The organism is Streptomyces sp. NPDC048331 (assembly GCF_043201215.1).
Taxonomy (GTDB): Bacteria; Actinomycetota; Actinomycetes; order Streptomycetales; family Streptomycetaceae; genus Streptomyces.
The window spans coordinates 1-11,274 of the sequence record NZ_JBICYT010000083.1 but is presented as its reverse complement, the minus strand read 5'-3'; the positions used below and the strand labels follow the sequence as shown (position 1 = coordinate 11,274).

Annotated in this window: 10 protein-coding genes; 8 read left to right on the top strand and 2 right to left on the bottom strand. The window is 71.6% G+C overall.

Annotated elements, in window-relative coordinates; translation table 11 throughout:
- Nucleotides 1-197: 197 nt before the first annotated feature.
- The 3 genes from ACGFYY_RS41880 to ilvD all read left to right on the top strand — a co-directional run bounded on the left by ACGFYY_RS41880 (nucleotide 198) and on the right by ilvD (nucleotide 3,639).
- Entirely contained in the window at nucleotides 198-1,040 is an 843-nt protein-coding gene (locus ACGFYY_RS41880) for a sugar phosphate isomerase/epimerase family protein (RefSeq protein WP_393717816.1), read from the top strand.
- The gene (locus tag ACGFYY_RS41875; protein ID WP_393717814.1) at nucleotides 1,037-1,666 is read left to right on the top strand and encodes a TetR family transcriptional regulator; all 630 of its coding nucleotides are present in this window, start codon (nucleotides 1,037-1,039) and stop codon (nucleotides 1,664-1,666) included. Before ACGFYY_RS41880 ends, ACGFYY_RS41875 begins: the two co-directional genes overlap by 4 nt.
- A gap of 122 nt (nucleotides 1,667-1,788) precedes the next feature.
- A complete protein-coding gene (gene ilvD, locus ACGFYY_RS41870; protein WP_365281329.1) occupies nucleotides 1,789-3,639 on the top strand; it encodes a dihydroxy-acid dehydratase in 1,851 nt (616 codons plus the stop codon).
- Between the two features lie 106 nt (nucleotides 3,640-3,745).
- On the opposite strand, the gene ACGFYY_RS41865 is transcribed toward ilvD, so the two are convergent.
- Nucleotides 3,746-5,875, bottom strand: coding sequence for a PQQ-binding-like beta-propeller repeat protein (locus ACGFYY_RS41865; RefSeq protein WP_393717812.1), 2,130 nt, complete (start codon nucleotides 5,873-5,875; stop codon nucleotides 3,746-3,748).
- A 106-nt stretch (nucleotides 5,876-5,981) separates the two neighbouring features.
- On the opposite strand from ACGFYY_RS41865, the gene ACGFYY_RS41860 reads away from it, so the two are divergent.
- The 5 genes from ACGFYY_RS41860 to proC all read left to right on the top strand — a co-directional run bounded on the left by ACGFYY_RS41860 (nucleotide 5,982) and on the right by proC (nucleotide 9,458).
- Nucleotides 5,982-6,284 carry a peptidase gene (locus ACGFYY_RS41860; RefSeq protein ID WP_393717810.1) on the top strand — a complete coding sequence of 101 codons (303 nt, stop codon included), beginning with the start codon at nucleotides 5,982-5,984 and terminating at the stop codon, nucleotides 6,282-6,284.
- Nucleotides 6,285-6,353: 69 nt separating this feature from the next.
- On the top strand, nucleotides 6,354-6,884 hold the full coding sequence (locus ACGFYY_RS41855; RefSeq protein ID WP_393717808.1) for a hypothetical protein: 531 nt from the start codon (nucleotides 6,354-6,356) through the stop codon (nucleotides 6,882-6,884).
- Nucleotides 6,885-6,970: 86 nt separating this feature from the next.
- The gene (locus ACGFYY_RS41850; RefSeq protein ID WP_393717806.1) at nucleotides 6,971-7,801 is read left to right on the top strand and encodes an ABC transporter ATP-binding protein; all 831 of its coding nucleotides are present in this window, start codon (nucleotides 6,971-6,973) and stop codon (nucleotides 7,799-7,801) included.
- Nucleotides 7,798-8,535, top strand: a complete 738-nt coding sequence (locus ACGFYY_RS41845; RefSeq protein WP_365281116.1) for an ABC transporter permease — start codon at nucleotides 7,798-7,800, stop codon at nucleotides 8,533-8,535. Before ACGFYY_RS41850 ends, ACGFYY_RS41845 begins: the two co-directional genes overlap by 4 nt.
- Nucleotides 8,536-8,648: 113 nt before the next feature.
- On the top strand, nucleotides 8,649-9,458 hold the full coding sequence (gene proC, locus ACGFYY_RS41840; protein ID WP_365281119.1) for a pyrroline-5-carboxylate reductase: 810 nt from the start codon (nucleotides 8,649-8,651) through the stop codon (nucleotides 9,456-9,458).
- A gap of 45 nt (nucleotides 9,459-9,503) precedes the next feature.
- On the opposite strand, the gene trpS is transcribed toward proC, so the two are convergent.
- Nucleotides 9,504-10,514 (bottom strand): tryptophan--tRNA ligase, encoded by a 1,011-nt coding sequence (gene trpS, locus ACGFYY_RS41835; protein WP_393717803.1) that lies wholly within the window; start codon nucleotides 10,512-10,514, stop codon nucleotides 9,504-9,506.
- Nucleotides 10,515-11,274 lie beyond the last annotated feature (760 nt).

Below are 11,274 nucleotides of genomic sequence, written 5' to 3'. Positions count from 1 at the left end.
GGGACCGCCCCGACCCGGAGGGACGATGGGACTGACGGGAAACCCCCATACCCCTCCCTGATGCCGCCCGGCCGGCTCCCGCCCCCGAAGCCCCCCCAAGCCCCCGCCCCACCGACCAGACCCCGCGCACCGCACCCCCGCCCCCCACGTGGCCGCCGTCACGGTCACGTGGCCTCCTGGGCCCGTACCCTGTCTCCGTGGCAGAACCAGTCCGTGTCCCGACCGCGAAAGTCGCCCTCTCCACCGCCTCCGTCTATCCGGAGTCGACGGCGACCGCCTTCGAGATCGCCGCGCGCCTCGGTTACGACGGCGTCGAAGTGATGGTCTGGACGGATCCGGTCAGTCAGGACGTCGACGCCCTGCGCCGCCTGTCGGACCACCACGGCGTGCCGATCCTGGCCGTGCACGCGCCCTGCCTGCTGATCACCCAGCGGGTCTGGTCCACCGATCCGTGGACCAAGCTCCAGCGCGCCCAGGCCGCGGCCGAGCGACTCGGGGCGAGCACCGTGGTCGTGCATCCCCCGTTCCGCTGGCAGCGCCAGTACGCGCGGGACTTCGTCACCGGCATCTGGCGGATGGCCGACGAGACCGACGTGCGGTTCGCCGTGGAGAACATGTACCCCTGGCGCTACCGCGACCGCGAGATGCTCGCGTACGCCCCCGAGTGGGACGTCACGAAGGACGACTACCGCCACTTCACGGTCGACCTGTCGCACACCGCGACGGCCCGTACCGACGCCACCGCGATGATCGACCGCATGGGCGACCGGCTCGCGCACATCCACCTCGCCGACGGGAACGGCTCGGCCAAGGACGAGCACCTGGTCCCGGGCCGCGGTACGCAGCCCTGCGCCGAGCTGCTGGAGGGCCTTGCGCGGACCTCGTTCGACGGGCACGTGGTGATCGAGGTCAACACCCGCCGGGCGATGTCCTCCGCCGAGCGCGAGGCCGATCTCGCCGAGGCGCTGGCCTTCACCCGGCTGCACCTCGCCACCGCCGCCGCCCCCACCGCCCGGCGCGACAAGGCCCGCCGGCCGTGAGCGACACCCCGGACGCACCCAAGCCCCGCCGGCGCGGCCCCGGCCGGCCCCGGCAGGACGAGGCCGACGAGGGTCCCGGCACCCAGGAGCGCATCCGGCTCGCCGCCCGCGAGGTGTTCGCGGAGCGCGGGTACGACAAGACGTCCGTGCGCGGCATCGCGAAGGTCGCCGGCGTCGACCCGGCTCTGGTCCACCACTACTTCGGCAGCAAGGACGATCTCTTCGCCGCCGCCATCGAGGTCAGCATCGAGCCCGCGCTGGTGGTCCCCGCGGTCATCGGCGAGGGCCCGGACGGCATCGGCGAGCGCCTCGCCCGCTACTTCCTCGGCATCTGGGAGAACCCGGTCACCCGGGTCCCGCTGCTCGCCGTGATCCGCTCCGCGCTGACGCACGAGGCCGCCGCGAAGGTGCTGCGCGAGCTGGTGCTGCGGCGGCTCCTGGCGCGGGTCGCGGCCGACCTCGACGTCCCCGACCCGACCTTCCGCGCCGAGCTCGCCGCCTCCCACATGGTCGGCATCGCGATCCTGCGCTACGTGGTCCAGGTGGAGCCCCTGGCGTCCACCGACCCGGAGAAGATCGTGGCCCTCGTGGCGCCCACCCTCCAGCGGTACCTGACCGAGGAATGAGCCGTCCGTCCCGACATCCGGACATGCCGTCCGGATCGCGGGCGGTGGGCGTAGCCTCGTATCTGAGCCATATCCGCAGTCGCGGCTGACCGTACAGCCGCACTCATGGGGAGTGAAACCGCATGCCCGAGCTGAGGTCCCGCACCGTCACCCACGGCCGCAACATGGCAGGCGCACGTGCGCTGATGCGCGCGTCGGGCGTAGCGAGCGCGGACATCGGCAAGCCGATCGTCGCGGTCGCCAACTCCTTCACCGAGTTCGTCCCCGGTCACACCCACCTGGCCCCGGTCGGCCGGATCGTCTCCGACGCCATCCGTGCCGCCGGCGCGATCCCGCGCGAGTTCAACACCATCGCGGTCGACGACGGCATCGCCATGGGCCACGGCGGCATGCTGTACTCCCTCCCCTCCCGCGACCTGATCGCGGACTCGGTCGAGTACATGGTCGAGGCGCACTGCGCCGACGCCCTGATCTGCATCTCCAACTGCGACAAGATCACCCCCGGCATGCTGATGGCCGCGATGCGCCTCAACATCCCGGTCGTCTTCGTCTCCGGCGGCCCGATGGAAGCCGGTCAGGCGACCCTCGTCGACGGCACCGTCCGCAAGCTCGACCTGATCGACGCCATGGTCGACGCCTCGAACGAGAACGTCTCCGACGAGGACGTGCTGCGCATCGAGGAGAACGCCTGTCCCACGTGCGGCTCCTGTAGCGGCATGTTCACGGCCAACTCGATGAACTGCCTGGCCGAGGCCATCGGCCTGGCCCTCCCGGGCAACGGATCGGTCCTCGCCACGCACACCGCCCGCCGCGCCCTGTACGAGGACGCCGGTCGTACGGTTGTGGAGATCACCAAGCGCTATTACGAGGACGGAGACGAGTCCGTCCTGCCCCGCAACATCGCCACCCGCGAGGCCTTCGAGAACGCCATGGCCCTCGACATCGCGATGGGCGGCTCCACGAACACGATCCTGCACCTGCTGGCCGCGGCGCAGGAAGCGGGTCTGGACTACGACCTCACCGACATCGACGCCGTCTCGCGCCGCGTCCCGTGCCTGTCCAAGGTCGCGCCGAACGTGGCGCCCGGCGGCACGTACTACATGGAGGACATCCACCGCGCCGGTGGCATCCCCGCCATCCTGGGCGAGCTGCACCGCGGCGGTCTCCTCAACAAGGACGTCACCACCGTCCACTCGGACGGCCTGGAGGACTGGCTGGCGAAGTGGGACGCCCGCTCCGGCACGGCCACCGACACGGCCATGGAGCTGTGGCACGCGGCCCCCGGCTGCGAGCGCTCCGCCACCGCCTTCTCCCAGTCCAAGCGCTGGGAGTCCCTCGACCTCGACGCCGAGGGCGGCTGTATCCGCTCGGTGCAGCACGCGTACTCCAAGGACGGCGGCCTCGCCGTCCTGCGCGGCAACATCGCCGAGGACGGCTGTGTCGTGAAGACCGCCGGTGTCGACGAGTCGATCTGGACCTTCGAGGGTCCGGCCGTGGTCTGCGAGTCGCAGGACGAGGCGGTCGACAAGATCCTCCGCAAGGAGATCAAGGCGGGCGACGTGGTCGTCATCCGCTACGAGGGCCCGCGCGGCGGCCCCGGTATGCAGGAGATGCTCTACCCGACCTCCTTCCTCAAGGGCCGCGGCCTCGGCAAGGTCTGTGCGCTGGTGACGGACGGCCGCTTCTCCGGCGGCACCTCGGGCCTGTCCATCGGCCACGCCTCCCCGGAAGCGGCCTCGGGCGGCACCATCGCGGTCGTCGAGGACGGCGACCGGATCCGCATCGACATCCCGAACCGGTCCATCGAGGTCCTCGTCGACGAGGCCACCCTGGCGGCCCGCCACGCGGCCCTCGGCGGCGTCTACGCCCCGAAGAACCGCGAGCGCAAGGTCTCCGCGGCCCTGCGCGCCTACGCCGCGATGGCCACCAGCGCCGACAAGGGCGCGGTCCGGGACGTCTCCCTGCTGGGCTGACGACCGACCGCGAAGGCGCACCCGCCGACGCCTACCCGCCGACGCGCATCCGCCGACGCTCATCCGCCGACGCCCCCGCACCCTCCGGTGCGGGGGCGTCGGCGCGTCACCAGGCGGCAGGATCCCCCGCCCCCACCGCGAACACCGTCCCGTCGGGCGCCCCGGTGAACACCCGCCCGTCGCCGACCACGGGTGCGGGCAGCGTGGAGGTGTAGCCCTGCTCGCCGCCCAGCCTGGGCTTCGTCTGCCCGATGAGCCGGCCCGCGCCGTCGACGGCCAGCAGCCGCCCGTCGGAGGCCGCCAGATGGATCCGCCCGTCGTGGATCACCGGCCGCGAGCCCACGGCCACACCCGTCTCCAGCCGCCACTGCTCCTCGGCCGTTCCGATCGCGACCAGCGTGCCCGAGGTCCCGAACAGGTACACGGTCCCGTCCTGGCCCACCGCCGGCTCCGCGTCGTACACAGGCGCCGTCAGCCGCACGCGCTGCACCCCGTGCGCGGCCAGGTCGACGCGTACGATCGCGCCGGTCCGGGAGGACGCGTCGAGGTCCAGCAGGAACAGCCCGCCCCGCGCCACGCCGACCGGGCGCAGCCGCCCCGCCGTCCGGAGCTGCCAGCGCACCTTCCCGTCCGCCGGGTCCACGGCGGCGAGTTGGGTCGATCCGCTGTCGCCGCCGGGCGTCGCCACGTACAGCGCGGGTGTGCCGGCCTCGTCCGTGCCGCCCCACCACTCGGCGCCGACCCCGCCGATCCGCCGGCTCCAGCGCTGTGTGCCGGTGGCCGCGTCCAGGGCGGTGACGCTGCCGGTCGTTCCGACGAGCAGGACCTGTCCGCCCGCGGTCACCACCTGGGATCCGGCCGGTAGCTTCCGCCTCCAGGTCTCCGTTCCCGTGCCGGGGTCCAGGGCCTGGAGGGTCTCGCTGCCCGGCGCCATGACGAGGACCCGCCCGCCGGCGTGGACCGGCGCGGTGAGGGCCGTCGTCCGGGGCTCCGGGGCGGTCGCCTCCACCGCCCACACGGTGGTGCCGTCCGCGGGGTCCAGCCGGGCCGCGACGAGGCCCGGCCCGGCGCAGTAGAGGGCCGCCGACTGCCAGGAGCAGGCCCCGATCCGGCTGCCCGTACCGGGCTTCCCCAAGGGGACCGTCCAGGGGGCGAAGCTCTTGCGCGGCGCCGGACCGGCCTGCGTGGCGATCCGGTCGGCGGCTCCGGCGTCCGGTCCGAACTGCCAGTACCCGCCGACCGCGGCGGCGCCGGCGAGCAGCAGCCCGACCCCGATCCCGACGACCGTCCGGGTGCGCCGGCCTGCCGCCTCGGGCTCGGACTCGGGCTCGGGTGTGCTCCGTACCCGCTGGTGCGTCGGCTGCTCCGAGTCGGCCGGCTGCCGCTGCCGGGGTACGAAGGCCTGGGTGTCCTCGGCGGTCGGGTAAGCGATCGCCCGCATCTCGGCGATCAACTCCTCGGCGGTGGGCCGCTCCGACGGGTCCTTCGCCAGGCATCGGGCGACCAGCGGTGCGAGCCGCGCCGGCAGCCCGGTCAGATCGGGTTCGCTGTGCACCACTTGGTACGCCACCAGGTAGTGGCTGTCCGAGTCGAACGGTCCGTGTCCGGTCGCCGCGTGTACGAGTACGGATCCCAGGGCGAAGACGTCCGCGGCCGTTCCCACGTCGCGCGGTCGCTGGAACTGCTCGGGCGCCATGTACGGGGGAGTGCCGATCAGCTTCCCGGTCTCGGTCCGCAGGTCGCTGTCCGCCGGACGTGAGATCCCGAAGTCGATGACCCGCACGCCGTCCGGGGCCATCAGGACGTTGCTGGGCTTGAGGTCCCGGTGCACCACTCCGGCTCGGTGGATGTCGCGCAGGGCCTCGGCCAGGCCGGCGGCGAGCCGGGTCAGTTCGACGGGGGCCAGGACCTGGTCCCGTACCCGTTCGGCGAGCGTCGGCGCGTCGATGAACAGGGTGGCCATCCAAGGCCGTTCGGCATCGGGATCGGCGTCCACGACGGGCGCGGTGAACGCACCGCTCACCCGTCGCGCGGCGGCGACCTCCTGGCGGAACCGGGCTCGGAACTCCGGATCCACCGCGTGCTCGGGGTGCACGATCTTGACGGCGAGTTTCAGCCCCGAGTCGGACGTGGCCAGATGGACGACGCCCATCCCTCCGGAGCCGAGCACCGATTCGAGCCGGTACTGCCCGGCGTACTCCGGAAATCCCACGTAGTCCGCGCGCAGCGAATGCACCGCTCACCACCCCCGCCGGAGCCTAGTCGATGACCCCTGCGCATCTCCAAGGTCCTGCTACCCTGCGCGAGTTGCGCAGTGCAACGCCCATGGGGGGAGATTTCGCATGTCGGTCGAGAACGATTCGAGCCAAATCCAGAGCATGGCCGGCGGGTCCGGCTACCCGATGTTCCCGGTCGCTCCGGGCGCCCGGCTGAACGTCCGCAACGGCCCGGGTACCAACTACGCGGTCATCGAGGTCCTGCCGCTCGGCGCGACCGTCTCGCTCCGCTGCCAGTGCGAGGGCACCACCGTCTCGGGCCCGTACGGTACGACGGACATCTGGGACTGTATCGGCAACGGCCGCTTCGTCTCCGACGCGTACGTGCGGACCGGCAGTGACGGCTACGTCACCAACCGGTGCGCCTGACCGTTCCGCACCCGTCTGACACGTGAGACACACCCGGCCCGGCGGGCCCGGCGAGGGATAATCGCTGATGTGAGCGACGACCAGCGAGACCAGACCCCCGCCGAGCCGGCCGCGCAGGCCTCGGTGCCCGCCGGCCCGCAGCCCGAGCCGATCCGTTTCTTCGGCACCACCTGGGTCGAGCACGACGGCGGCTACGCACTGCTCCGCGTCGGCCTCGCCATCGGCTCGCTGGCCACGGCCATCGCCTCCGCGCTGATGCTCCGCTTCGCCTACGAGGGGCTGGAGATCGGCAACGTCGGCCCCTTCCTCAGCATCTCGGTCGTCGTCCTCTTCGCGATCGCCAGCTCGATCGCCTTCACCAAGACCTGGGCCTCCTTCAGTCGTCGCCCCGCCCCGTCCTCCGACGAGGCCGCCCTCAAGGGCCTCAAGACGATCGGCTTCATCGGTTCCCTGATCGCGTATTTCCTGCGCTGCCTCGGGGAGGCGCCGGGCGAGAAGCTGCGCCGCGCGGAGTACGAGCGCGCCCAGGCCGAGTACGCCCGCCGCCGCAGCACCCGTACGGGGAACCCGGCGGCCCGCCGCCCCAAGCGCAAGAAGTAGCCCCCGCGCGGCGCCTGCGGCCCGAAGTAACCCGCGACCGTTCCGGCGATTGACGTCCTGGCACCGTCAGGAGCATTATTCATCACATGATGAATAAGCAGCCCGAGGGAGACCCGGCCGCCGTCCACGCCCATGACCTCACCGTCCGCCGAGGCACCGGCCGCACCCCCCGCACCGTCCTCGACTCCATCGCCTTCGACGTGCCCCGCGGCCGCATCACCGGCCTCCTCGGCCCCTCCGGCTGCGGAAAATCCACCCTCATGCGCGCCATCGTCGGCACCCAGGCCCACGTCACCGGCACCCTCGACGTCCTCGGCCACCCCGCCGGCCACCCCCGGCTCCGCTCCCGCATCGGCTACGTCACCCAGGCGCCCAGCGTCTACGACGACCTCACCGTCCGGCAGAACCTCGACTACTTCGCCGCCGTCCTCGACCCCGGCCGAGCCGCCGCCGACCGCCGCGCCGCCGCCGTCAGCCGCGCCATCACCGACGTCGACCTCACCAGCCGAGCCGGCGCCCTCGCCGGCAACCTCTCCGGCGGCCAACGCAGCCGCGTCTCCCTCGCCGTCGCCCTGCTCGGCACCCCCGAGCTCCTGGTCCTCGACGAACCCACCGTCGGCCTCGACCCCGTCCTGCGCCGCGACCTGTGGAACCTCTTCCACGACATCACCGCCACCCGCGGCGCGACGATCCTCGTCTCCTCCCACGTCATGGACGAGGCCGAACGCTGCCACGACCTCCTCCTCATGCGCGAGGGCCGCATCCTCGCCCAGGACACCCCCGACGCACTGCGCACCCGCACCCACGCCACCACCGTCGAGGAAGGCTTCCTGCGCCTCGTCGACGAGGCCAACGCCGCCGCCGACGCTGCCGCCTCCTCTTCCAACGTCACCGCCATCCGGGAGCAGACCCGATGAACGCCGCCCGCACCACCGCCACCGCCGCCCGCGTCCTGCGCCAGCTCCGCCACGACCCGCGCTCCATCGCGCTGATGCTCCTGGTCCCCGTACTGATGCTCACCCTGCTGCGCTTCGTCTTCGACGGCAGCCCCCAGACCTTCGACGGCATCGGCGCCTCACTCCTCGGGATCTTCCCCCTCATCACCATGTTCCTGGTGACCTCCATCGCCACCCTGCGCGAACGCACCTCCGGAACCCTGGAACGCCTCCTCGCCATGCCGCTGGGCAAGGGCGACCTCATCGCCGGCTACGCCCTCGCCTTCGGCGCCGTCGCCGTCCTCCAGTCACTCCTCGCCACCGGCCTCGCCCTCTGGGCCCTCGGCCTCGACGTCGTCGGATCCCCCTGGCTGCTGCTCCTCGTAGCCCTCCTCGACGCCCTCCTCGGCACCGCACTGGGCCTCTTCGTCTCCGCCTTCGCGGCCTCCGAGTTCCAAGCAGTCCAGTTCATGCCCGCGGTGATCTTCCCCCAGCTGCTCCTGTGCGGACTCTTCGCCGCCCGCGACACCATGCACCCCGTCCTCGAAGGCCTCTCCGACGTCCTGCCCATGTCCTACGCCGTCGACGGCATGACCCAGGTCCTCACCCACACCGACATGACCGCCGACTTCGTCCGCGACGCCGCGATCGTCGCCGCCTGCGCCCTGCTCGTCCTCGCCCTCGGCGCGGTCACCCTCCGCCGCCGCACCCCCTGACCGCACCCCCTGACCGCACTACGGACAGCACCTCCCCGGTCCCCGCCCGGGTGCGAGGATGAGCACGTAGACGTAGCTCACGCGCAAGCACAGTTCGGCGAGGTGGATCGGGCATGACCCAGACAGTCGCAGTCCTCGGTACCGGCAAGATCGGTGAGGCCCTGCTCAGCGGAATGATCCGCGGCGGCTGGCCCGCCTCGAAGCTCCTCGTCACCGCCCGCCGCGCCGAACGGGCCGAGGAACTGCGCACCCGCTACGGCGTCGAGGCCGTCACCAACGCCGAGGCCGCCAAGCGCGCCGACACCCTCATCCTCACCGTCAAGCCCCAGGACATGGCCAAGCTCCTCGACGAGCTCGCCCCGCACGTCCCCGCCGACCGCCTGGTCATCAGCGGGGCCGCCGGCGTTCCCACGGCCTTCTTCGAGGAACGACTCAGCCCCGGCACCCCCGTCGTCCGCGTCATGACGAACACCCCCGCCCTCGTCGACGAGGCCATGTCCGTCATCTCCGCCGGCAGCCACGCCACCGCCGCCCACCTCGCCCACACCGAGGAGATCTTCGGCAGCGTCGGCAAGACCCTGCGCGTCCCCGAGTCCCAGCAGGACGCGGCCACCGCCCTCTCCGGCTCCGGACCCGCCTACTTCTACTTCCTCGTCGAAGCCATGACCGACGCCGGCATCCTCCTCGGACTGCCCCGCGCCCAGGCCCACGACCTGATCGTCCAGGCCGCCATCGGCGCCGCCGTGATGCTCCGGGACAGCGGCGAACACCCGGTCAAGCTCCGCGAGGCCGTCACCTCCCCGGCCGGCACGACGATCAACGCGATCGTCGAGCTGGAGAGGCACGGCGTACGCGCCGCGCTCATCGCCGCCCTGGAAGCGGCCCGCGACCGCAGCCGCGAGCTCGCTTCCGGCAACAGCTGAGACCCGTACCGGTGGGGGCCCCGCGACCCGCGGAACCCCCACCCGTCACGGCTCCAGCAGCCCGATGGCCCGGTACGCCCGGTCCACCACCGGCCGCGCCAACTGCCTGGCCCGCTCGGCACCCTCCCGCAGCACCTTCTCCACCTCGGCCGGATCGCCCGCGAGCTCCGCATGCCGCTCCTGCAGCGGCCGCAGCAGCTCGACCACCGCGTCGGCGACATCCCGCTTCAGCGCCCCGTAGCCGCTGTACCCCTCGGCGAGCACGGCCGGATCACCCCCGGCACACGCCGCCAGGATGTCCAGCAGATTCGCGACCCCCGGCCGGGACTCACGGTCGTAGACCACACCGTCGTCCCCGCTGTCGGTGACCGCCCGCATCACCTTCTTCCGCACGACCCCCGGCTCGTCGAGCAGATAGACGATCCCCGCCCCGCTCTCGTGCGACTTCCCCATCTTCGACATCGGGTCCTGCAGGTCCATGACCCGCGCGGCCACGGCGGGAAGCGTGGCCTTCGGGACGGTGAAGGTGTGCCCGTACCGCTGGTTGAACCGCACCGCCAGATCCCGGGTCAGCTCGACGTGCTGCCGCTGGTCCTCCCCGACCGGCACCTCCTGCGCCCCGTACGCCAGGATGTCCGCCGCCATCAGCACGGGATAGGTGAGCAGGGACAGCCGCACGCCCTCCCCGGAGACCTGCGCCTGCGCCGCCTTCTCCCGGTACTGGATCATCCGCCGTAGCTCCCCGTCGGTGGCGGTGCACTCCAGGAGGTACGCCAGCCGGGTGTGCTCGTCGACATGGCTCTGCACGAAGAGGGTGCACCGCTGTGGATCCAGCCCGGCGGCCAGGAACAGCGTCGCCGCCTGCCGGCTCAGCCTGCGTACGCGCGCCGGCTCGTGCTCGACGGTCAGCGCGTGCAGATCGACGACGCAGAACAGCGCGGACTCGGGCGTCCGATCGGCGGCGACCCACTGGCGCAGGGCCCCCAGGTAGTTGCCCAACGTCAGGTGTCCGGTGGGCTTGATGCCGCTGAAGATCCTCGGAGTCGTCGTCGTCATGTCCTGCTCTCCCTGTGTGTGAGTGGTGTCGGGGCCACCGCGTCGGGCGACCGAGCCACTCCCGGGAGGGGAGAAACAAGAACGGCCGCCGTAGCGGCGGCCGTGAGCGCATGCGTGCTCGCGTGGAAGGACGGCCGCCGTCAGGCGGCCCACCAGCGAAGGTCGAGCGTGAGCGCATGCGTAGTCATGGACCCAGCGTAGACCGAGGGCGTTGAGGACGGCGGGAGTTTCGTCGGATCCGGCGCGGCGGGCCGGCCAGGGGTTGACACTGGTGTGCCCAGTCCGTAAGGTTCTTCGAGTTGTCCGAAGTGAGCGCCGACCCCGGTCGGTCCCCGGACGGCCATCCCGCACTACACATTCGAACGAACGACGCACTCCGTCGTCTCGTTTTCATGCGTATTTGCGAATGAGGAATCCGCGTTCCAGGACGCGGCCGCCGATTAGGTTCGGGGGCAAGGAATCCGCTACTGTCTCACTCGTCGAAAGGGCCCAACAGCCCGGAAGGCAAGCCCCGCTGACTGGGGGTCAGGCCCGAAAGGATCTGATAGAGTCGGACTCGCCGGAAAGGGAAACGCGAAAGCGAAAACCTGGAAAGCGAAGCGGGACTGACTCTGATAGAGTCGGAAACGCAAGAACAGAACGAAAGCCCGGAGGAAAGCCCGCGAGGGTGAGTACGAAGGAAGCGTCCGTTCCTTGAGAACTCAACAGCGTGCCAAAAATCAACGCCAGAAGTTGATACCCCGTCCACTTCGGTGGATGA

Bases quoted from the DNA above. Each gene is read 5' to 3' on its own strand.
- ACGFYY_RS41860 (WP_393717810.1), top strand. From the start codon at position 5,982: ATGTCGGTCGAGAACGATTCGAGCCAAATCCAGAGCATGGCCGGCGGG.
- proC (WP_365281119.1), top strand. From the start codon at position 8,649: ATGACCCAGACAGTCGCAGTCCTCGGTACCGGCAAGATCGGTGAGGCC.
- ilvD (WP_365281329.1), top strand. From the start codon at position 1,789: ATGCCCGAGCTGAGGTCCCGCACCGTCACCCACGGCCGCAACATGGCA.
- trpS (WP_393717803.1), bottom strand. From the start codon at position 10,514: ATGACGACGACGACTCCGAGGATCTTCAGCGGCATCAAGCCCACCGGA.
- ACGFYY_RS41845 (WP_365281116.1), top strand. From the start codon at position 7,798: ATGAACGCCGCCCGCACCACCGCCACCGCCGCCCGCGTCCTGCGCCAG.
- ACGFYY_RS41850 (WP_393717806.1), top strand. From the start codon at position 6,971: ATGATGAATAAGCAGCCCGAGGGAGACCCGGCCGCCGTCCACGCCCAT.